Consider the following 21,558-nt stretch of genomic DNA (forward strand, 5'->3'; position numbering starts at 1 on the left):
AATAACAAAGCCCCAGCTTGTGAAAGTAGGGGCTTTGTGCATAAAAAAAGAAGGTGCGCATTTTGACACACCTTCTTCGTTTTTGCCGCTTTTTCTGTCTTATCCGTTTCCATTGAAGTTCTACATCAGGAGTGTTTTCTGGAAGCAGGCGACGTTCTGCTTCGCGATATGCGAGCAGGTCATCAAACAAGTCTTTGTTAGCTTGGCTTTCTGCCAGCCATTGTTGCAATTCTTCCGACGACCGCAACTCGGGAGTTGATAATGCGTAGACTACAAAGTCCGGTATGTTCTCTATTGGATTCATATGCTGGCTGTCTTTTTTTATTATAAATCGTTTTTTAAGTACTCAGAGGGTGATATCATGACTTCTTTTTTGAATATTATTAATACTTATTCGTAGTTTTTTTACGTAACAGCGATAAGGCTCGTTTGATATGTGTTTTTACAGTATTGATACTTATTTGGTTTTCATCGGCCACTTCTTTGTAAGTTCTTCCTTTTATAAAACACTCATTGAAAATGTGATGCGTTTGTGGAGGAAGCTGCTGTATGTTTTCCATAATTTGTTCGATTTTCTGTTCTTGCCTGATTGTCTCCACTATCGAGTTGGTATATATGTCGGATGCTAGGAGAAGGTTGAACTTTTTTTGCTCAGCCTCTTTTTTGCGTAGATAGTTTACACAAAAGTTTCGTGTCAGAGTATATAGCAAGGGAAGGGGAGAGTCGTCCCAAGTCAATTGGTCGTATTTCTCCCAAAGGTAGCAAAATACATCGTTGGTAATGTCGGCGGCGCTTTCCGTATCGTTGACATACCGAAGCGCGTAGTAAAAGAATTGCTTGTAATGTGTTTTGAATAGAATCTCGTAGTCTCTTTCTTTCTCCGTTTTTCTTTTCATGTTATTCTTCTACGCGGCTCACCTGTTTGATATTCTGAATCTTCTTCAAGTTGTTGCAGATTGTTTTCACATCTTCCACATCGTGCACCCATAATTGTATTTTACCTTCAAAGATGCCATCCTCGGTTTCTATGGCTAGTTTGCGGATGTTTACGTTGAGCTGTCTTGAGATGACTTGGGTTACTTCGTTCAGAAGTCCCATGCTGTCTATACCTTTTATATATATATAAACAAGGAAAGAAAGCTCTTTATGTGTATCCCACTCAGTTGCCAATATACGATTTCCATAACTGCTTTTCAGTTTGGCGGCAACGGGACACTGGCGTTTATGAATGATAATCCGGTCGTTTTCGTCCACATAGCCCAATACATCGTCACCGGGAATGGGGTGGCAACATTCGGCCATAATATATTTCTTTTGCAGACTTTCTTCGGTCAGTTTGAGTATTTGTTTCGGATTGATTTTTTCTTTCTCTTGCGGCTCTTTCTCTTCTTGCGGCTTTTCTTTATTGCCGAAGGAGAAGGTGAGATACTTCATCCAATTGCTGGTTTGTTTTTCTTTCAGCTCATTTTTGTCTGCTTCTCCCAAGATGATAGCTTTACTGCCGATAGCCGCCAGCAATTCTTCTTCATTCTTGGCGTTGTGCAGCTTGCGTAGCTTTTCGATAACGGTTTCTTTCGGGCGGATTTCTTCTTTCTTCAGAAACTCGCTGAGAATTTCTTCACCGATTTTCTGGTTTGCCTTTCGTTCTTTGCGGAGAATTGCCGCTATCTTGGCACGTGCGCGGGCAGTGGTCGCAAATACTTCCCATTGCGGTTGCACACGTTGGGATTTGGAAGTAAGGATTTCCACCTGGTCGCCACTTTGTAACTTGTGGCTTAAAGGTACTAATTTATGATTCACTTTGGCGCCGATACAATGACTGCCGATATCTGTGTGCAGGGAAAAAGCGAAATCGAGTGCTGTTGAGTTCTGCGGCATGGTCTTCAGTTCCCCTTTCGGTGTGAATACAAAAATTTCGGAAGCAAACAGATTCAGTTTGATAGTATCAAGGAAGTCGATGGCATCCGGTTGCGGATCGTCCAATATCTCTTTGATGGTCTTTAGCCATTTTTCCAGTTCACCTTCATCTTCGCTGCCGCCCCCTTCTTTGTATTTCCAGTGGGCGGCAAAGCCTTGTTCGGCCACATCGTTCATTCGTTCGCTTCGGATTTGGACTTCAATCCATTGTCCGTTGTTGCCCATCAAAGTGACGTGCAAAGCCTGATATCCGTTTGCTTTAGGATGGCTTACCCAATCGCGCAGGCGGTCGGGATGAGGCTTGTATATCTTGGAGATAGAGACGTAAATGTCGAAGCAATCGTTGAGTTCTTCTTCTATGTTGCGTGGCTCGAAGATGATTCGGACAGCCAGTAAGTCGTAGATTTCTTCGAAAGGAACGTGCTTGGTCTGCATCTTGTTCCAAATGGAATAGATTGATTTTACCCGGGCGAGTATCCGGTATTTCAATCCCATCTTGTCCAGTTGTGTGCGGATGGGAGCGGTGAATTCATAGAATACCTTGTCGCGTTCGGCAGCGGTAGCATTGAGCTTCTCTTCTATTTCTGCATATTCTTCCGGGTGTTCGTATTTGAAACTTAGATTTTCGAGTTCGGTCTTTATCTTGTAAAGTCCCAACCGATTGGCCAATGGGGCGTAGATATACAAGGTTTCACCCGCGATTTTGTATTGTTTATTGGGCAGCATGGAACCGAGGGTGCGCATATTATGCAGGCGGTCGGCTATCTTGATAAGGATGACACGGATATCATTTGACATCGTGAGAAGTAACTTCTTGAAGTTCTCTGCTTGTGCAGAAGCTCGGTCGCCAAAGATTCCACCGGATATCTTGGTCAGCCCGTCCACAATTTGGGCAATCTTCGGACCAAAGATATTTTCGATATCTTCCACCGTATAATCTGTGTCCTCCACTACATCGTGTAGCAGAGCGGCACAGATAGAAGTGGAACCAAGCCCGATTTCATTGCAAACAATGCTTGCTACGGCAATCGGGTGCATGATATATGGTTCGCCAGAACGGCGTTTAATACCTTTATGCGCTTGATTGGCGAAGTTGAAAGCTTTCGTAATGATTTCAACTTTCTTGCGATGTTTAGTGCTGAGGTAATCATTCAGTAATTCGTGGAATGCTTGATTGATCATCTCTTCATCAGCTATTTCTTTGGGGGTCAGATTATCCATAATTGTTATCCTTTCACTTGCTTAGTTTTGCAAAAATAAGCAAATTTCCGAACGATGCAAGCGTGATGCCACTTATTTGTATATTTTCAATCGTTTTCCTGCTGCAATTTTCGTGCTGGATAGGCCGTTCCACCGTTGTATATCCTTAACGCTGACACCATATCTTCCGGCAATAGATGACAATGTGTCTCCACTTTTTATTGTATGATAGGACAATTTTCCCTTGCCGGCAACGGCTGTTGCCGCTTTACGTGTTGCAGGTGTAATATCTTTCACTGCCACTGTCTTACGGTTGCGGAACAATTCGTCGGCGCGGTGTGCATAGATGGTATCTTGTTTGTCGATAAAGTTGCTGATTGCTTCGATGGGCAATCGAAGTGTATAGGGCTTGCTGGCTCCCGGAATCATCATCTTCTTATATTGAGGATTCAAACTCTTGACTTGATCTAACGGCACATTACAAAGATCGGCAATCTGTTCGAAATGCAGGTTCTTGTTGACTTGCACCGTGTCCGTACTTGCCGGGATATTTGTTTCCATCGGGCAGATGTTATGGTCGCAATAGTAAGTCATCACGTAGTTGGCTGCGATAAAGGCTGGTACATATCCACGTGTTTCTTTCGGCAGATAATTATAGATTTTCCAATAATCCGTTTCGCCATTAGCACGCCGGATGGCTTTGTTGATAGTGCCTGGACCGCAGTTGTAAGCGGCTATCACAAGGTTCCAGTCTCCGTAGATGGCATACATCTCCTTGAGATAGCGGGCGGCAGCCCACGTAGCTTTTATCGGGTCGCGACGGTCGTCTACCAGGCTGTTGGATTCCAAACCATAGATTTTGCCTGTACCAATCATAAATTGCCATAGACCGGAAGCTCCCGCACGGGATATGGCAGATGGATTCAATGCAGATTCGATGATCGGAAGGTATCTCAGTTCCAGCGGAAGTCCGTATGCATCCAGTGCTTCTTCGAAAATCGGCATATAGAAGTTGCAGGCACTCAGCATGAACGATACCTGATTGCGCAAGCGTCCTGCATACATATCGATGAATTTGCGTACAATATCGTTGTAGGGCATCTCCATGATAGCTGGGATACGTGACAGACGGTCGATATAAACAGAGTCGCTGAACAGGGGATTGATTTTCGCCGTACTGCAATCCTTGCCTAAGTCAATGTAATTTTTAGCTTTCCAGTCGTTCAGCAGACTGTCAAGAGGGTATGTCATACTTTTAGGCAGGTCGATGCTTTCTTTGCGTTCAGTTCCATTTTCACGAATCACTACATCTACACTTTGCGCTTTTACCTGAGACGTTGCTACCAGTAAAAGGAAAATAATCGAACAATAGTTTACTAATTTCTTCATGCTTCAATAATAAGATCAATCTAAATTGTATTTTTAAAATCGTAATACGCATTGTAACCCAACCGACTTGCTTTTTAAACTACTTGAGCGGAATTGATTGTTATTGTCGATAACGGTCGGTTCCACTTTCATGCTTAAGTCGGGAGTTATGTCGAAGTTGGACAACTCTGCATCTACATAAGCGTCGATGATAGAGATAAGGTAAACTCCGATAAATGCAAATATACTAAGATCCCGGTAACGCCGGAACATATCTTTTCTTCGTTTTAATGTATTTTTCAATTGCTCCTCATTGTAAGTAGCGTTTGGGGGTAGCAAATCTTCGTAACTTTTAGTATTCGGATTGCTGTCCATGATGTCCAGATAGGCTTGTGAATAGTCTTTGTACATCTTTCCGTTCCAGCTTAAGGCATAGGCGCAACCTGCGAACCCACCATATATAATAGGTAACTTCCAGTATTTACGATTGTAAATCTGTCCGCCACCGGGGAATACGACGGCAAGCCAGGTCGCTTTGGTGGGATTCGGGATAAATATTTTTTTGTTGATATCCTGTGCAGGTGGAACACTGTCTGTCTTGACAACGATAGATGCCGGCTGTTCTATCTTTTCCAGTTCTTTCTTGTTGACAGTATCCAGGCTGTCCGCTATCTGTATCTTGGCTGCCGACAAGCTATCGATGGACGGGAGTTCTTTGGAGGGTATGATCCGGATAGAATCTTTTTTTATCGAATCCTCCACAATCGGTTTACGATGTCTGCGTGCGCGGGCTTTTGGTGCTTCTCGCTGCACGACGGTAGTGTCTTTTTGCACTGGAGTTACGGTGGATTGTGCAAACACATCAATCCCTGCTACCTGTAAAAGACAGAGAAGCAGGGTGATGACGAGTGACTGATATTTCTTACTTTTTCTAATCATTTACTTCTTTAGCGTGTCGAAGATTTCCATGATACGTTCCAGCTCCTCTTCGTTGCTGAAAGGAATGCTGATTTTTCCTTTCCCCTTTTCAGAGCAGGTGAGTTGTACCTTGGTGTTGAAAAAGCCTGTGAGTTGTTGTTTCAGCAAGTTGAACTCTTCCGGAAGTTTGGCACGTTTGGGGGTTATTTTCCGTGTGCCGCTTTTCACAGCTTCTCCTTCGCTTAATGATTTAACAATTTCTTCTACTTTGCGGACTGAATATCCATGTTCTTGTATCTCTTCAAATATTTTAACTTGTAGCTTGGGATCGCCCAATGAAATAAGTGCACGTGCATGTCCCATGTCTAACTGTTTGTTTTGTAAAGCCATCTGTATGGGAGCCGGCAATTTCAGCAGGCGCAGGTAATTGGCGATTGTTGTCCGGTTTTTGCCGATACGTTCGCTCAGGCGTTCCTGTGTCAGTTCATACTGGTCGAGCAGGTGTTGGTAGGCAAGTGCGATTTCTACGGCATTCAAGTCTTCGCGCTGGATATTTTCAATCAGCGCCATTTCCATCATGTTTTCGTCGTCGGCTGTACGGATATATGCGGGGATTGTTTTCAGCCCTGCTTTTTGCGAAGCACGGTAGCGACGCTCTCCGGCGATGATTTGATATTCGTCGTCCGACACTTTACGTAAAGTAATAGGTTGGATAATTCCGATTTCAGCAATCGAATCAGCCAGCTCCTGTAATGCCGTTTCGTCAAACTCACGGCGGGGCTGGTTGGGATTGACGGCAATCTTCGCCAACTCTATTTCATTAATGGAAGAAGAACCTTCGGTTTTCACATCATCCATAGAGAGCAAGGCGTCAAGTCCGCGTCCTAATGCATTTCTTCTTAGTGTTGCCATATCTTCTTCTTTTATTTATTTCGGTTGATAATCTCTTTGGCAAGAGCTAGGTGATTCTTGGCACCGGTAGAGTCCGCATCGTAAAGGATGGTCGGAATACCGTAGCTGGGAGCCTCGCTCAGTTTGACATTCCGTTGAACAACGGTGTTGAACACCAGTTCTTGAAAGTGTCTTTTCACTTCATCGTAGATTTGATTCGCCTGACGCAGGCGTGAATCGTACATTGTGAGTAGGAAACCTTCGATTTCCAAGGCCGGATTCAGTTTCGATTTGATGATTTTAATGGTGTTCAGCAACTTGCTGATACCCTCGAGAGCAAAATATTCGGCTTGCACGGGGATAATCACAGAGTCGGCGGCTGTCAGGGCATTGATAGTAATGAGCCCCAATGAAGGCGAACAGTCTATCAGTATATAGTCATATTCTTTCTTCAAAGGTGTGAGCACTTCTTTCAGAATCTTTTCGCGGTTTGGGAGGTTCAACATTTCAATCTCTGCTCCTACAAGATTGATGTGCGAAGAGATTATTTTTAAAGAATCAATTTCAGTGTCGAGGATAGCGTCCTGTACGTTAGCTCTGTCAATAATGCATTCATAGATAGTACATTCCGACTGCTTGATGTCTACTCCCAGGCCGGAAGAGGCATTAGCTTGCGGGTCGGCATCTATCACGAGTACCTTTTTTTCGAGTGTAGCAAGCGAAGCTGCGAGGTTAATCGTAGTCGTTGTCTTTCCTACACCACCTTTTTGATTGGCCAAAGCAATAATTTTTCCCATATTCTCTAAATTTATTGGCAGCGAAATAAGTGATAAATCCTTAGAGCGCCTACGAAAAAAGAGAAACTTTGCAATTTCTGTTGATAAGTCACCTGTTTTGTTAATAACTGTCGGACGAAACGGTTGCAAAACCAAGGCTGGTTCCTCATCTACTTTTCTCTTTGTGAGCATGCAAATATACATATTTATATTGGATATTTATTTCTTTTTTTGCTCGCTTGCAGAAGATTAAGATTTGTAAACGGGTGAGAGTGGAAAGATACTTTTCATCTGATGAGTAGAGGGTTTGGCGATACGGCTTCTTTTTGCTATTTTTGTGCGGATATTAAAAAGGAAAGGATTGAATATATGGAAAATGAAAAGCCGTTGATACTCGTATCGAATGACGATGGCGTGATGGCCAAAGGTATTAATGAACTGGTGAAGTTTCTTCGCCCTTTGGGGGAAATTGTAGTAATGGCACCTGATTCCCCACGTTCGGGCAGCGGTTGTGCGCTGACGGTGACGCAGCCTGTTCATTATCAACTGGTCAGGAGAGAAGTAGGATTGACGGTCTATAAATGCACGGGTACACCGACCGACTGTATCAAATTGGCACGAAATACTGTGCTCGACAGAATTCCGGATCTGGTAGTCGGCGGTATCAACCACGGCGATAATTCGGCTTCAAATGTGCATTATTCCGGTACAATGGGAGTGGTGATTGAGGGTTGCCTGAATGGAATTCCCTCCATAGGCTTCTCTTTGTGCAACCATGAGCAGGATGCTGATTTTAACGCAACCGGCCCTTACATCCGCAGTATTGCCGCGATGGTACTGGAAAAAGGACTTCCCGCTCTGACTTGTCTTAATGTGAACTTTCCGGATACAACTGATATAAAAGGAATAAAGGTCTGTGAACAAGCTAAAGGGCATTGGGGGAATGAATGGACTGCTTGTCCCCGTCTGACCGACCCGAATTATTTCTGGCTGGCGGGTGAATTTACTGACCATGAACCCGAAAACGAGAAGAACGACCACTGGGCACTGGCAAATGGCTATGTGGCTATCACTCCGACTACCGTTGATGTGACGGCATATGACTTTATCGACGAATTGAACAAATGGATAACGGATAAATGATAATGGGGGAATGAATGACATTCTTTTCCTCATTCTTTATTCTTCATTATCTGTAATCTATTAAATATGAAGTATTATCTGATTGTCGGCGAAGCATCCGGCGACTTGCATGCATCCCATCTGATGTCTGCCCTGAAAGCAGAAGACCCGCAGGCTGATTTCCGTTTTTTCGGGGGCGACCTGATGGCTGCTGTCGGCGGAACAATGGTTAAGCATTATAAGGAATTGGCTTATATGGGTTTTATTCCTGTGTTGCTTCATCTGCGCACCATTTTTGCAAACATGAAACGTTGCAAGGAGGATATCGTTTCCTGGAATCCTGATGTAGTAATCTTGGTAGACTATCCGGGATTCAACCTCGATATTGCCAAATTCGTGCATGCCAAGACGCAGATTCCGGTTTACTATTATATTTCTCCGAAGATATGGGCATGGAAAGAGTACCGTATCAAGAATATAAAGCGTGATGTGGACGAGCTTTTCTCTATCCTTCCTTTCGAAGTGGAATTTTTTGAAGGAAAACATCAGTATCCTATTCATTATGTAGGCAATCCTACGGTAGATGAAGTTACTGCGTATCAGAAAGCATATCCGAAAGACTTTGAAGAATTTATAGCGGAGAACCAATTGGATAATAAGCCGATAATCGCCCTTTTGGCGGGAAGCCGGAAACAGGAGATAAAGGATAATCTGCCGGATATGTTGAAAGCTGCTTCCGCTTTTCCTGACTATCAGCTTGTCCTGGCGGGTGCTCCTTCCATTGCTCCCGAATACTACAAGCAATACATAGGTGATGCGAATGTGAAAATCATTTTCGAACAGACGTATCGTCTTTTGCAACATGCGGATGCCGCTTTGGTCACTTCGGGGACGGCGACTCTTGAGACGGCTTTGTTCCGTGTTCCCCAAGTCGTTTGTTATCATACTCCTATCGGGAAAGTCATTTCATTCTTGCGGCGTCATATTCTGACGGTAAGATTTATTTCATTGGTCAATTTGATTGCCGACCGTGAAGTGGTGAAAGAGTTGGTGGCGGACACGATGACCGTGAAGAATATGCAGCAGGAATTGAGGAATATTCTTGAAAATGAAAAGTATAGAAAACAGATGCTTAAAGAATATGAGTATATGGCAGAACGGTTAGGTCCTGCCGGTGCTCCCCGTCATGCGGCACGTGAAATGCTAGCCCTGTTGAAAAAATAACTTTCTTTTTCTGAATAAACGTAAAGCCGATGCAATATTTGCACGGCTCTTTTATTTATAGTACAGAAGGTTAAAAAAGAAAGGAAAAACGATATGAAAAAAATTAAGTGGTTTTTAGGTCTTTTATTGCTGGCATTAGTGCCGATGTTGCAGTCATGTGATGATAATGACGGTTATTCGATAGGAGATTTCAGTTGGGACTGGGCGACGGTTCATACAACCGGTGGCGGAGGGTATTATTTGGAAGGTGACCGTTGGGGAACGATTGATCCGGTTAGTACTTCTATTCCTTGGTATAAGCCTGTGGATGGCGAACGTGTAGTGGCATTCTTCAATCCTTTGTATGATGTGGAAAATGGTGTTCAGGTGAAGATGGAAGGGATTCGAGATGTGCTGACAAAAGAAGTGGAAGAAATGAAAACCGAAGAACAGTCCGAGGAATTTGGAAACGACCCTATCGTGATTTATGAGGGGGATATGTGGTTGGGTGGAAAGTTTCTGAATGTTATCTTCCGCCAGGATATTCCCCGCTCTGAAAAACATCGTATCAGTCTTGTACAAAACCTGATTGGTGGGGAAGAACCGACACCTCTAAAAGTGGCGGAAGACGGTTATGTACACTTGGAACTGCGCTATAATACGTATGATGACAAGACCGGTTATTGGGGATGGGGACGAGTTTCCTATAATTTGGAGAAATTCTATCCGACACCAAAAGATTCCTGGACGGCACCAAAAGGTTTTAAGGTTACAATAAACTCAAAAGATAATGGAGAAGGCAGAGTGATTGTGTTTGATTTGAATCATCCGGTCGGTGTACCGGAAAAAGCGAAGGATGTACACTCTACTTCTTCAATCCGATAACCTCTAACTATGATTTGCTGTGTGTGAAAAAGGTCGGGACATTTTCCAAAGAAGTCCCGACCTTTATTATTTTATTGCAATTTTATTCTTCTGAAAGAAGTTCGGATTAAAACCACGTCAATGCGTATATATAAGCAACTGCCGCTGGAATAGCCATCAAAGCACTGTCAAACCGATCGAGCATTCCGCCATGTCCCGGAAGAATTGTTCCCGAATCTTTAACGTGCAACTGGCGTTTGAACAATGATTCCGTCAGGTCACCCCATGTACCGAATACGACAACCACCAATGCCAATCCTGCCCATTCCCACATGGACATGAACGGGAAATAGTGAGCCAGTACAAAAGAAACTCCGATAGCTACCACTCCGCCGCCGATAGAGCCTTCCCAGGATTTCTTTGGTGAAATACGTTCAAACAGTCTGTGTTTGCCGATAAGCGAGCCGATGCAATATGCACCTGTGTCATTCAACCAAAGGAAAATGAAGATGGATAACGGTAAAATCGGATTGTAAGAAACACTGCTGTATGTCGGGTCATAATTGAATGCCAATATATTCAACATGGCAAAAGGCAGACCGATATACAATTGGCTGAGCATGGAATAAGCCCAGTTGAGTATCGGATTCTCTTTCTTCAGATACAATTCACTAATCATCATATAGAGGAGTAGAAGTACATACGGAATGAAAATCTTCGAACCTTCCTGTCCTTCATTTGTGCAGAATCCCATTATTGCAAGGAATAAGTAGGCTCCGCCTAACATTGTAATCATCTTGTTGATATTGACTCCTTCAGCCCGCATATTAACCAGCTGGCCAAACTCATATATAGTCAGCGCACTGATAATAGTGAACAGAATGCCAAAACTTAATGGGTTGGAAAGGATGCACCCCACCAGAATGGCAACGAAGAGTACACCCGTAATAGCTCGTTTTATAAAATTGTTAATCAAAATCAGCGTGTTTAATTAGTTGGATTTGGACAGCTTATTTTCCTCATTTGTTTCTGCTCCTGTAGACGTATTTCTCTCTACAGTCACTTTTGTTCCTTGTGCGGTTATTTTAGTTCCCGTAGCAGTTGCTTTTTCTTCTGTGGTATTTTCAGCTTCCTCTTCTTTGGTTTCTTTTTCTTCTCCTTTCAGTTTTTCAGCTAATTCCCTTTCTGCTTTCGCAGCATCCTGGCTTTCTTTTGCAGCCATGATTTCTTCCGAACGGGACGCCCACGGACGTTTCCCGAAGATACGTTCAACGTCTTCCGCAAAGATAACTTCTTTGTCAATCAGTAACTGTGTCAGTTTGTTATGTCCTTCTTTATGCTCGGATAGAATTTGCTTGGCACGTTCATACTGCTCGTTTACCATTTTCTTGACTTCTTCGTCAATGAGTTCGGCAGTCTTTTCGCTATATGGACGGTTGAAAGAATATTCTTCATTATTATAATAACACAGGTTCGGCAACTTATCGCTCATACCTAGATAAGCGATCATGCCATATGCCTGTTTCGTTACTCTCTCCAAGTCGTTCATGGCTCCAGTTGAGATACGGCCCATGAATAAATCTTCAGCCGCGCGTCCGCCAAGGGTTGCACACATTTCGTCAAGCATCTGTTCCTTAGTCGTAATCTGACGCTCTTCCGGCAGATACCAGGCAGCGCCCAGTGCACGTCCGCGAGGAACAATCGTTACCTTAATCAGCGGATTGGCATATTCCAACAACCAGGAGATAGAAGCGTGACCCGCTTCATGCAGGGCAATAGAACGTCTTTCGGCTTCCGTCGTAATCTTGGTCTTCTTTTCCAGACCACCGATGATACGGTCAACGGCATCAAGGAAATCCTGTTTGCCTACGAATTTCTTACCGTGGCGGGCTGCAATCAATGCCGCTTCATTGCAGACATTGGCTATATCCGCACCGGAGAATCCCGGAGTCTGGCGTGCCAGCAAATCTACGTCCACTGTATCATCTATTTTAATCGGGCGCAAATGTACGCCAAATACTTCTTTACGTTCGTTCAGGTCGGGCAGGTCTACATGTATCTGGCGGTCAAAACGTCCGGCACGAAGCAACGCTTTATCCAATACGTCTACACGGTTGGTAGCAGCCAGGATGATAACGCCACTGTTGGAACCGAAACCATCCATCTCTGTCAACAACTGGTTCAATGTGTTTTCGCGTTCATCATTTCCACCCATTGCAGGGTTCTTGCCACGTGCACGTCCCACAGCGTCAATCTCATCAATAAAGACGATGCAGGGAGCCTTTTCCTTTGCCTGCTTGAACAAGTCGCGGACACGGGATGCACCTACACCCACGAACATTTCCACAAAGTCAGAACCCGCCAATGAGAAGAAAGGTACATTCGCTTCACCGGCAACAGCTTTGGCAAGCAAAGTTTTACCGGTTCCCGGAGGACCTACTAACAATGCTCCTTTGGGAATTTTACCGCCCAAATCTGTATATTTTTGAGGCTCTTTCAAGAACTCTACAATTTCTTCCACTTCTTGTTTGGCTTCTGCCAGACCTGCTACATCTTTGAATGTTACTTTGATAGAGCCGCCTTTTTCAAAAAGTTGGGCTTTGGATTTTCCTACGTTGAATACACCGCCGGGACCACCGCTACCACCTCCACTCATGCGCCGCATGAAGAATATCCATAAAGCAACCAGCAGAACAAGCGGAAGTATCTGAACCAGGATGGCAGGGAATATATCCGATTTAGGGAGATAATCCGATGTACCGTCGAAATGTCCGGCTTCTTTTTCAGCCTGTAGAAATTCTTCCAGTTTATCAGTAGACGGAGTTCTACTTGTGATGATAGGGTTACGTCCTACCTTTATAGAGTCCGCACCAAATACGGCACCTACTGCAGTTGGTTTCAGATATGCTTCGATAGACTTGTCTTCATAACCCAATACTTTGCTGATATACCCATTTCTAACGTAATCCTGAAACTCGCTGTAAGTGACAGCTTTGCTTCCAGCACCCTTTGAATCACTGCCCCACCAGAGGCCGAGAAGCATCAGGGCAATAATCATATACATCCAGTTCAGATTGAACTTCGGCAAATTAACCTTATTGTTAGGTTTATTGCTGCTGTTATTTTTGCTATTATTGTCCATAATTATAAATTAGTCTAAATCGGGGATTTGAGTAAGTTTAGCATCTGCCCAAAGATGCTCAAGGTTGTAAAAATCTCTTGTTTCCGGCAAAAAAACATGCACTAATACATCAGAATAGTCCATAGCTACCCATTCTGCATTCCGAAGTCCGTCAATGGCAAAAGGTTTGCTGTCAGCGCCTTTGCGTGTAAATTCTCTGATTGAATCTACAATGGCACTTACTTGACTGGGGGAGTTCCCCTGACAGATGACGAAATATTTACAGATGGTATCTTCTATACTGGTTAAATCGGCAATAATTATGTTTTTACCTTTTTTCTCTTGAATTCCTTCTTTTATTTTTTCAATTAATACTTTTGTATTGTTCATTTCTACAATTGAAATTAATAATTCATGTTCTTTTAGTTTATAACAAAAAAAGACTATCCTTTGTTTCTGGTTATAAACGTGATATTTTTGACAAATATACGCTGATTTATTGGATACAAGAAAGTTATACCCCAATTTTTGTGTTTTTTAGTGGAGATACTTGCCAAGAAAAAGCTAATTTTAGGATTTTAGCAAAAAAAACAGCAGAAATGTTTTGAATTCCCAAATTATTTGTATCTTTGCACTCGCAAACGAAAATCATTGGGCTATGGTGTAATGGTAACACTACAGATTCTGGTCCTGTCATTCCTGGTTCGAATCCAGGTAGCCCAACAGGAAATAAAAAATAATGAGATAAAACCCTGCAAGAAGTAATTCTCTGCAGGGTTTTGTTGTTTAAGGAAATTGTACTTTAGGGATATGGAGGGCGCATAGTAATAAACCTGGCCATAGTAATAAACGGCTGAAAGCGGATTATAGCATGAAAGTTCAATAAGAGGGTTTTGGCTGGTTGAGATGCAGATAGTTGGGGATTTTGTTCAAAACAGTATGGGAATGAATAAATTTTTAGGGATATGGCTGTGTCCTGCCCCTCCCCAAAAAAAGAAGAATTATAACTGAACCATATATTTTAAACTAATTCCCTCAAATTTCCAAACTGAGCCGGGATATGTTGAGTGGTGTGTAGATAACCAAAAACAGGTTTTATCACCCATAGGCGTGATAAAACCTGTTTTTTATATTTCTAAATCGACAGGGAAAGGTTACTCCTCTGTCTTTATTGACTCATCAATCACCTTGATCTTCTGTAATACCAGTTCCAAATCCGCTTTCAATTTATCTACTTTGCGGTTTAGTTCGGTCAGCAAGCTGCTGCCCTTTTTGGAAGTAGAAGTAAGGAAGCCCAGATTGTTTTCGTAAGTCTGGAGTTCGTTCTTCATATTCTCATAAGCACGCATCAGTTTCTCGCGTTCTCTGTACAGGGATTGAGAACCGTTGTTGTCTTGTATGTTGCTGATATTCGAGCGGAAGTTACTCAATTTCTTGTTAGAAGCACTGATATTGAAACGGTCAAACAATTGGTCGATGATACCATGATATTGTTTGTATAATCTGTCTTTCTCTTTGAATGGTACATGGCCGATGGCATTCCACTCTTTCATCAAATCGCGTACGAGTGTGCTGGCTTCCTCGGTATCCATGTTTTCGTCAATGGTAGACAGTTTTTCAATCAGCGCTTTCTTTTTATCCATATTCTCTATTTCGACAGAGCGTTGGGAAGAAGTAGCGTTGTTCTTTTGTTCAAAGAAATAATCACAGGCTGAGATAAAACGTTTCCAAACAGCATCCGAATGTTTCTTGGATACCGGGCCGATTGTTTTCCATTCTTTTTGGAGCTTGGTCAATGTGTCAGCGGTTGTTTTCCAGTCCGTGCTGTCTTTCAAAGCTTCCGCTTTTTCGCAGAGCGCTTTTTTCTTTTCCAGATTCTCGTTCATTCCTTCTTTCAGGCTCTTGAAGAATTCTCCCTTTTTCTTGAAGAAATCGTCGCAGGCATGGCGGAAGCGTTCGAAAATCTTCACGTTCATTTTCTGGGGAGCAAAACCGATAGTTTTCCATTTGTTCTGCAGGGCAATAACTTCTTGGGTCTTGTTTTCCCAAGCTGAGAATGTTTTCAGTTCATTGTACTCTATCGCTTCTACGATTTCGCAGATAACGGTTTTTTGGTCCAGATTATGCTGCTCCGTTTCTTTTAGGGCCTCGAAGTGTTGCTGATGGCGACGGTTGACAGTAGTAGACGCGACTTTGAAGCGGTTCCAAATTTCATCACGCAACTCTTTTGTCACCGGACCTGTATCACGAAATTCCTGGTGCAACTTCTGGAGTTGGTGGAAAGCTGAAACCACATCTTCCTCGTCAGCCAGCTTTTCAGCAGCTTCGCAGAGATGCATCTTTATTTCCAAGTTCTTCTTGAAGTCATATTCGCGGAATTCGTTGTTCAGTTTCAGTAAATCGTAGAACTTCTCTACATATAATTGGTAGTTCTTCCAAAGTTCATTCACTTTGCCTTGCGGCACCAACTTTGTTTCATTCCATTGTTGTTGCAACTTCTTGAATTCCGTATAGGATTTATTGGCGTCATCGCCGGATTCCACCAATTCCTTCAGTTCCTCTATAATGGAAAGTTTAACTTGCAGGTTTTCCTCTTTCTGCCGCTCTTGCTCGGCAACCAGCTTGCTCCTTTTGTCTTTAATGACTCCCATCAGACGCTTGAACTCTTTTTCTATCGGATCTTCTTGGGCAACAAAGTCTTCAACGGCGCCACCGTTGTCTGTAAACTGCTTCTTGGCAGCTTCCAGCTCAGTGTTATGTAACTTGTAGAATGATTGTTTCAGGTTGTCAATTTCCTGCTTGTTCGCATTCTCGGCATCCTGTGCAAGTTCTTTCAACAGGTTTAGTACATCTTTTTTAGTGGCAGGTTTAGAAACTGCTTCAGGTTGAACTTCGGCAGTAACTTTTTCAGTTGGAGTCTCTGTAATAGGTTCAGAAACATCGACTGTTTTCTTTTCTTCTTCTAATTCCCCTTGGTTCAAGGGTTGATTAGTGTCATGGGCGTCCATCATTGTATATTAGTTTTGGGTCACAAATTAATGAAATAAAACGATTACTTCATACTATTTTGCTTATTTTTTTTTGTTTACTTCATTTTTATGATAATAAAACCGTAATTCCCATATACAACATCATGCCGATGATGTCATTTGTAATGGATATAAACGGGCCTGTCGCTATGGCAGGATCGACTTTAAGTTTTTCAAGAGTCATCGGCACCAGTGTTCCGAAAATGGAAGCGAACATCACCACGGCAAACAAACTGATAGATACTGAATAGGTAACCGTAGCCGTTGCTCCGAACCGGATAAAGTTGTAGGTATATACTAATAGCGAAATAATAGTAGCATTGATTAAGGCCACTACCGCTTCCTTCGTGATTTGTTTGAATATATCTTTAGCGTCCAGCGAACTGTTTGCAAGTCCTTGTACGATGATAGCCGAAGACTGTGTTCCGACATTTCCACCTGTACCACCGATTAGCGGGATATATAATGCCATTTCTGGATGAGTGGCGAACGTAGAGTCGAAATTGCCTAATATCATGGAATTTCCGATTCCGCCAATCATGCCGATAAGCAGCCATGGAAGGCGAGCCGTTGTTTGTTTGAACACGTTGTCGTCCGTTTCTACGTCCTGCGAAAGACCGGAAGCCAACTGGTAGTCGCGTTCCGATTGTTCACGGACTTCGTCCATGACGTCATCGACCGTAATCTGTCCGACGAGCCGGCCGATACTGTCGACAACGGGGATAGCCACCAGGTCATACTTTTCGATTGCCTGTACCACTTCGTCGATAGGCGTATCCACATGTACCGAAATCGGGTCTTTCTGCATCACGTGTTTCACTTTGGATACAGAAGGGGAAGTTATCATTTTCTTGAGCGGGAAAATACCTCGTAGACGTTCGTCGTCGTCGATGACATATACATAATAGATTTCATCCAGCTCTTCCGCCTGCTGGCGCATCTCTTTCAGACATTCGGGCATACTCCAGTTCTCATTGACAAGTACCATTTCCGTACCCATCAAACCACCGGCGGTATTTTCGTCGTACTTTAACAAGTCTACAATGTCCCCCGCCTGTTCGATGTCCTCAATATGCGAAAGAACCTCTTCCTGTTTGTCTTCGTCAAGTTCGCGCATCAGGTCTACGGCGTCGTCCGTATCCATATAGTCGACGAAACGCTTGGCGATAGTCTCCGAAGGAAGCATTTCGAGAAACTCTTTACGGGCATCCTCATCCATTTCGACAAGTACGTCGGCGGCTACCTCATTATCGAGCAGTCGGTAGACTAACTTGGCTTCTTCCGGGTTCAGGTCATTGCATAATTCTGCGATGTCGGCCGGATGAAGGTCGATGAGAAGTTCTTTTACCTTATCGGCATCCTTCTGTTCGATAAGATGCTTTACGCTGTCAATGTATTCCTCGTTCATTGTTGTCTGTTACAAATTACGAATTACAAATTACAAAATCCGGTTCTCTATTCATTTAGGCTTGTCAACAATTCGTTGCTGCCGACCATCTTCAATGCTTGTTCCACTTTGTTGGTCAGGTCGATAAATTCCTCTACGGATAGTTGTTCCGGGCGTTTATTAAATAATATGTCCTCTGTCAGCGGGAAATCCTTGCCTAAAATCGGTTTGATAGAGTTGCGCAATGTCTTGCGGCGTTGGTTGAAGGTCGTTTTCACTACTTGCTTGAATAGTTTTTCGTCGCATCCCAGCTCCTTGGTTTCGTTGCGTGTCATGCGGATAACAGCGCTTTTCACTTTGGGAGGCGGATTGAACACATGTTCGCTGACAGTGAACAAGTATTCCACTTTATACCATGCCTGTATCAATACGCTGAGGATACCGTATGTCTTGCTGCCCGGTCCGGCTGCAATACGTTCGGCTACCTCTTTTTGAATCATTCCCGTGCAACAGGGGATGATATCTTTATTGTCCAGCATCTTGAAAAAGATTTGGCTGGAGATATTATACGGGTAATTACCGGTCAGAACGAAAGGTTTGCCATCAAACAACCGGTTGAGATTCATTTTCAAAAAATCATCTTCAATGATATGGTCTTCCAGTGACGGATAGGCTTCGCGGAGATAGGCAACCGATTCATAGTCAACTTCTACGACTTTTACCAACCGGTCTTTTTTTATCAGAAACTGAGTCAGTACTCCCATGCCAGGACCTACTTCGAGAATAGGCAATTCAGGGAAAGTGTCGACTGTATCGGCGATATCCTGCGCAACTTTCAAATCTTTCAGAAAGTGCTGTCCGAGAAACTTTTTAGGCTTTACTAATTTCATTTACCAACTAAATAATTACTTTTGCAGCCGACAAAGGTAATTCTTTTAAATGAAGAACCTGCCACTATTTAGAAAATAAATGATGTGTCGGCGAAGCTAATAAAGAGTAAAGGATGAAGAAACTGTTAAAAAAGACGCTGCAACTTATATTACCGGTTGTTTTAGGCGGCTTTATTTTGTTTTGGGTATATCGCGACTTTGATATTACAAAGGTGGGCGATGTATTGATGCACGGCACAAGCTGGTGGTGGATGCTTTTCTCGTTGTTGTTCGGAGTCTTTGCCCAAGTGTTTCGTGGCTGGCGGTGGCGGCAGACGTTGGAGCCGCTGGATGCTTTTCCGAAGAGAAGCGATTGTGTGAATGCCATTTTTGTCTCTTATGCTGCCAGCCTGGTTATTCCCAGAATAGGCGAGGTGAGCCGTTGCGGTATATTAGCCAAATATGATAATGTATCATTTGCCAAATCACTGGGTACGGTCGTGACCGAACGGCTGGTTGATACACTGACAATCCTCCTGATAACAGGGATTACCGTGTTACTTCAAATGTCGGTGTTTGTTGCTTTCCTTCAACATACAGGGATTAAGATACCTTCCGTGCTGCATCTGCTGACATCTGTCTGGTTCTATATTGTCCTGTTTTGTTTCATCGGAGTAGTGATACTTCTTTATTATTTAAGGAAGACGTTGTTCTTTTATGAAAGAGTGAAAGGATTTGTCCTCAATATTTGGGAAGGAATCATGTCATTGAAAAGCGTGCGCAATATCCCCCTCTTCATATTCTATACATTAGCCATTTGGGCGTGTTACTTTTTTCATTTCTATTTTACGTTTTATTGCTTTGCTTTTACTGCCCATTTGGGTATGATAGCAGCTTTAATCATGTTTGTAGGCGGTACGTTTGCCGTGATTGTGCCTACCCCTAACGGAGCGGGACCCTGGCATTTTGCCATCATTTCTATGATGATGCTTTATGGAGTAAACGTGACGGATGCCGGAATATTTGCCCTGATTGTACACGGTATTCAAACCTTTTTGGTTGTTTTATTGGGTGTCTATGGTTTGGCAGCTCTGCCGTTTGCTAATAGGCATCGGAAATGATGTTTTTCCAAAAGAAAATCCTTGGGTGATATGCGAATGTTGGCTTTGGAATGAATGTTTTTGCTAACGTTCTTTGCTATCTGAAAACTTTTCCATAACTTGCCACTGTTTAATTATTAGATTTAAAACAGTTTTAAAATATTTGTTATGAGTACAATTCTTTCTCTGGCTCCACAGAACGTGTGGAAGCATTTTTATTCGTTGACTCAGATTCCTCGTCCGTCAGGGCATATGGAAAAAGTGACTGACTTCCTAATTAATTTTGGAAAGGGCTTAGGCTTGGAGTCTTTTGTCGATGAAGCGGGTAATGTTATTATCCGCAAACCCGCGACTCCGGGCATGGAAAACCGGAAGGGCGTTATTCTTCAGGCACATATGGATATGGTTCCTCAGAAAAACAACGATACAGTGCACGATTTTGAAAAAGACCCGATTGAAACATATATAGATGGCGACTGGGTAAAAGCGAAAGGCACTACCCTGGGTGCTGACAACGGTCTTGGTGTAGCTGCCATCATGGCTGTGCTCGAATCCAAAGACTTGAAACACGGTTCTTTGGAAGCCCTCATCACCAAAGACGAGGAAACCGGAATGTACGGTGCATTCGGATTGAAACCGGGTACGGTGAATGGGGAAATCCTTCTGAACCTCGACTCGGAAGACGAAGGCGAACTGTACATCGGTTGTGCCGGCGGTATGGACGTCACTGCTACATTGGAATATAAGGAAGTGGCTCCGGAAGAAGGAGATATCGCTGTAAAAGTTACGTTGAAAGGCTTGCGTGGCGGACATTCCGGATTGGAAATCAACGAAGGACGCGCCAATGCCAATAAATTGCTGGTTCGCTTTATCCGTGAAGCTGTTGCAAGTTACGAAGCTCGTTTGGCAGGTTGGGAAGGTGGCAATATGCGGAATGCCATTCCGCGTGAAGCGCATGCAGTCGTAACCATCCCTGCCGAGAATGAAGAAGAGTTGCTGGGTTTGGTGAAGTATTGCGAAGACTTGTTCAATGAAGAGTATTCGGCTATCGAAACTCCGATTAGTTTCACGGCAGAACGTGTGGAACTTCCGGCAGGTCAAGTGCCCGAAGAAATTCAGGATAACTTGATTGATGCGATTTTTGCTTGTCAGAATGGTGTGACACGTATGATTCCGACTGTGCCCGATACGGTGGAAACTTCTTCCAATCTTGCCATTATCACGATTGGCGAAGGTAAGGCGGCTATTAAGATTTTAGCTCGTAGCTCCAGTGATAGCATGAAGGAATATCTCACTACCAGTCTTGAATCTTGTTTCTCTATGGCAGGAATGAAGGTAGAGATGACAGGCGGCTATTCCGGTTGGCAGCCCGATGTGAATTCACCGATTCTGCACGCGATGAAATCATCTTATAAGCAGCAGTTTGGAGTAGAACCCGCGGTGAAAGTGATTCATGCAGGTCTGGAATGTGGTATCATTGGTGCTATTATTCCGGGATTGGATATGATTTCCTTCGGCCCGACATTGCGTTCTCCGCACTCGCCGGACGAAAGAGCATTGATTCCTACCGTACAGAAGTTCTATGACTTCCTTGTGGCTACTTTGGAACAGACTCCAATGAAGTAAAAAAAACGTATGATATAACGTATTCTTTCCTGTTATATAGCTTATTCCTTTCTATTATATAATAGGTATCGTATGGAAAAAGGCACGGATGATATTTCTTCCGTGCCTTTTTGTCTTATTTGCTGCCACTTTGTTATCGGTTTACTGCCATTTATATTACGAAATAG

At 43.3% G+C, this 21,558-nt stretch carries 18 protein-coding genes and 1 tRNA gene; 6 read left to right on the forward strand and 13 right to left on the reverse strand.

Annotated elements, in window-relative coordinates; all coding sequences use genetic code 11:
• The 7 genes from NSB03_RS11785 to NSB03_RS11815 form a co-directional block, all read right to left on the reverse strand.
• Positions 1-304, reverse strand: a 304-nt coding sequence (locus NSB03_RS11785) for a hypothetical protein (RefSeq protein ID WP_257466407.1), incomplete at its 3' end; no start/stop codon positions are given.
• A 79-nt stretch (positions 305-383) separates the two neighbouring features.
• Positions 384-896, reverse strand: coding sequence for an RNA polymerase sigma-70 factor (locus NSB03_RS11790; protein ID WP_024987364.1), 513 nt, complete (start codon positions 894-896; stop codon positions 384-386).
• Between the two features lies 1 nt (position 897).
• Entirely contained in the window at positions 898-3,138 is a 2,241-nt protein-coding gene (locus NSB03_RS11795) for a RelA/SpoT family protein (RefSeq protein ID WP_024987363.1), read from the reverse strand.
• 72 nt (positions 3,139-3,210) lie between these two features.
• Entirely contained in the window at positions 3,211-4,506 is a 1,296-nt protein-coding gene (locus NSB03_RS11800) for a lytic transglycosylase domain-containing protein (protein WP_024987362.1), read from the reverse strand.
• A 33-nt stretch (positions 4,507-4,539) separates the two neighbouring features.
• On the reverse strand, positions 4,540-5,424 hold the full coding sequence (locus tag NSB03_RS11805) for a DUF5683 domain-containing protein (protein ID WP_024987361.1): 885 nt from the start codon (positions 5,422-5,424) through the stop codon (positions 4,540-4,542).
• Positions 5,425-6,315 (reverse strand): ParB/RepB/Spo0J family partition protein, encoded by an 891-nt coding sequence (locus NSB03_RS11810; protein ID WP_024987360.1) that lies wholly within the window; start codon positions 6,313-6,315, stop codon positions 5,425-5,427.
• An 11-nt stretch (positions 6,316-6,326) separates the two neighbouring features.
• Positions 6,327-7,091, reverse strand: a complete 765-nt coding sequence (locus NSB03_RS11815; protein WP_024987359.1) for a ParA family protein — start codon at positions 7,089-7,091, stop codon at positions 6,327-6,329.
• Between the two features lie 348 nt (positions 7,092-7,439).
• On the opposite strand from NSB03_RS11815, the gene surE reads away from it, so the two are divergent.
• The 3 genes from surE to NSB03_RS11830 all read left to right on the forward strand — a co-directional run bounded on the left by surE (position 7,440) and on the right by NSB03_RS11830 (position 10,280).
• Entirely contained in the window at positions 7,440-8,213 is a 774-nt protein-coding gene (surE, locus tag NSB03_RS11820; protein ID WP_121765225.1) for a 5'/3'-nucleotidase SurE, read from the forward strand.
• Between the two features lie 66 nt (positions 8,214-8,279).
• Entirely contained in the window at positions 8,280-9,416 is a 1,137-nt protein-coding gene (lpxB, locus tag NSB03_RS11825) for a lipid-A-disaccharide synthase (protein WP_121765161.1), read from the forward strand.
• Between the two features lie 93 nt (positions 9,417-9,509).
• Positions 9,510-10,280, forward strand: coding sequence for a NigD1/NigD2 family lipoprotein (locus NSB03_RS11830; protein WP_024987358.1), 771 nt, complete (start codon positions 9,510-9,512; stop codon positions 10,278-10,280).
• Positions 10,281-10,386: 106 nt separating this feature from the next.
• On the opposite strand, the gene NSB03_RS11835 is transcribed toward NSB03_RS11830, so the two are convergent.
• From NSB03_RS11835 to rsfS, 3 genes are read right to left on the reverse strand one after another with little or no spacing between them, the layout of a single operon-like run.
• On the reverse strand, positions 10,387-11,235 hold the full coding sequence (locus NSB03_RS11835) for a phosphatidate cytidylyltransferase (protein ID WP_024987357.1): 849 nt from the start codon (positions 11,233-11,235) through the stop codon (positions 10,387-10,389).
• 15 nt (positions 11,236-11,250) lie between these two features.
• Complete coding sequence (gene ftsH / locus NSB03_RS11840; protein WP_121765162.1) at positions 11,251-13,401, reverse strand: ATP-dependent zinc metalloprotease FtsH; 2,151 nt, start codon at positions 13,399-13,401, stop codon at positions 11,251-11,253.
• A 9-nt stretch (positions 13,402-13,410) separates the two neighbouring features.
• A complete protein-coding gene (gene rsfS / locus NSB03_RS11845) occupies positions 13,411-13,770 on the reverse strand; it encodes a ribosome silencing factor (RefSeq protein WP_024987356.1) in 360 nt (119 codons plus the stop codon).
• A gap of 262 nt (positions 13,771-14,032) precedes the next feature.
• Between rsfS and NSB03_RS11850 the strand changes: the two genes are divergently transcribed.
• A tRNA-Gln gene (locus NSB03_RS11850) sits at positions 14,033-14,103 on the forward strand.
• Positions 14,104-14,534: 431 nt separating this feature from the next.
• Here NSB03_RS11850 and NSB03_RS11855 read toward each other — a convergent pair.
• From NSB03_RS11855 to rsmA, 3 genes are all read right to left on the reverse strand, one after another.
• Positions 14,535-16,391 (reverse strand): DUF349 domain-containing protein, encoded by a 1,857-nt coding sequence (locus tag NSB03_RS11855; RefSeq protein ID WP_257466408.1) that lies wholly within the window; start codon positions 16,389-16,391, stop codon positions 14,535-14,537.
• Between the two features lie 85 nt (positions 16,392-16,476).
• Positions 16,477-17,817, reverse strand: a complete 1,341-nt coding sequence (gene mgtE / locus NSB03_RS11860) for a magnesium transporter (RefSeq protein WP_024987355.1) — start codon at positions 17,815-17,817, stop codon at positions 16,477-16,479.
• A gap of 47 nt (positions 17,818-17,864) precedes the next feature.
• Positions 17,865-18,686, reverse strand: coding sequence for a 16S rRNA (adenine(1518)-N(6)/adenine(1519)-N(6))-dimethyltransferase RsmA (gene rsmA / locus NSB03_RS11865; protein ID WP_024987354.1), 822 nt, complete (start codon positions 18,684-18,686; stop codon positions 17,865-17,867).
• A gap of 113 nt (positions 18,687-18,799) precedes the next feature.
• Here rsmA and NSB03_RS11870 point away from each other — a divergent pair, with 113 nt between their 5' ends.
• Complete coding sequence (locus tag NSB03_RS11870) at positions 18,800-19,786, forward strand: lysylphosphatidylglycerol synthase transmembrane domain-containing protein (RefSeq protein WP_121765167.1); 987 nt, start codon at positions 18,800-18,802, stop codon at positions 19,784-19,786.
• 147 nt (positions 19,787-19,933) lie between these two features.
• Positions 19,934-21,391 (forward strand): aminoacyl-histidine dipeptidase, encoded by a 1,458-nt coding sequence (locus tag NSB03_RS11875; protein WP_121765168.1) that lies wholly within the window; start codon positions 19,934-19,936, stop codon positions 21,389-21,391.
• Positions 21,392-21,558 lie beyond the last annotated feature (167 nt).

The sequence above is a fragment of the Bacteroides acidifaciens genome (genome assembly GCF_024623065.1).
GTDB classification, from domain to species: Bacteria; Bacteroidota; Bacteroidia; order Bacteroidales; family Bacteroidaceae; genus Bacteroides; species Bacteroides acidifaciens.

Excerpts from the sequence above, each read along its gene's own strand:
- NSB03_RS11790 (WP_024987364.1), bottom strand. The coding sequence starts at position 896 with ATGAAAAGAAAAACGGAGAAAGAAAGAGACTACGAGATTCTATTCAAA.
- NSB03_RS11795 (WP_024987363.1), bottom strand. The coding sequence starts at position 3,138 with ATGGATAATCTGACCCCCAAAGAAATAGCTGATGAAGAGATGATCAAT.
- NSB03_RS11800 (WP_024987362.1), bottom strand. The coding sequence starts at position 4,506 with ATGAAGAAATTAGTAAACTATTGTTCGATTATTTTCCTTTTACTGGTA.
- NSB03_RS11805 (WP_024987361.1), bottom strand. The coding sequence starts at position 5,424 with ATGATTAGAAAAAGTAAGAAATATCAGTCACTCGTCATCACCCTGCTT.
- NSB03_RS11810 (WP_024987360.1), bottom strand. The coding sequence starts at position 6,315 with ATGGCAACACTAAGAAGAAATGCATTAGGACGCGGACTTGACGCCTTG.
- NSB03_RS11815 (WP_024987359.1), bottom strand. The coding sequence starts at position 7,091 with ATGGGAAAAATTATTGCTTTGGCCAATCAAAAAGGTGGTGTAGGAAAG.
- surE (WP_121765225.1), top strand. The coding sequence starts at position 7,440 with ATGGAAAATGAAAAGCCGTTGATACTCGTATCGAATGACGATGGCGTG.
- lpxB (WP_121765161.1), top strand. The coding sequence starts at position 8,280 with ATGAAGTATTATCTGATTGTCGGCGAAGCATCCGGCGACTTGCATGCA.
- NSB03_RS11830 (WP_024987358.1), top strand. The coding sequence starts at position 9,510 with ATGAAAAAAATTAAGTGGTTTTTAGGTCTTTTATTGCTGGCATTAGTG.
- ftsH (WP_121765162.1), bottom strand. The coding sequence starts at position 13,401 with ATGGACAATAATAGCAAAAATAACAGCAGCAATAAACCTAACAATAAG.
- rsfS (WP_024987356.1), bottom strand. The coding sequence starts at position 13,770 with ATGAACAATACAAAAGTATTAATTGAAAAAATAAAAGAAGGAATTCAA.
- NSB03_RS11855 (WP_257466408.1), bottom strand. The coding sequence starts at position 16,391 with ATGATGGACGCCCATGACACTAATCAACCCTTGAACCAAGGGGAATTA.
- mgtE (WP_024987355.1), bottom strand. The coding sequence starts at position 17,817 with ATGAACGAGGAATACATTGACAGCGTAAAGCATCTTATCGAACAGAAG.
- rsmA (WP_024987354.1), bottom strand. The coding sequence starts at position 18,686 with ATGAAATTAGTAAAGCCTAAAAAGTTTCTCGGACAGCACTTTCTGAAA.
- NSB03_RS11870 (WP_121765167.1), top strand. The coding sequence starts at position 18,800 with ATGAAGAAACTGTTAAAAAAGACGCTGCAACTTATATTACCGGTTGTT.
- NSB03_RS11875 (WP_121765168.1), top strand. The coding sequence starts at position 19,934 with ATGAGTACAATTCTTTCTCTGGCTCCACAGAACGTGTGGAAGCATTTT.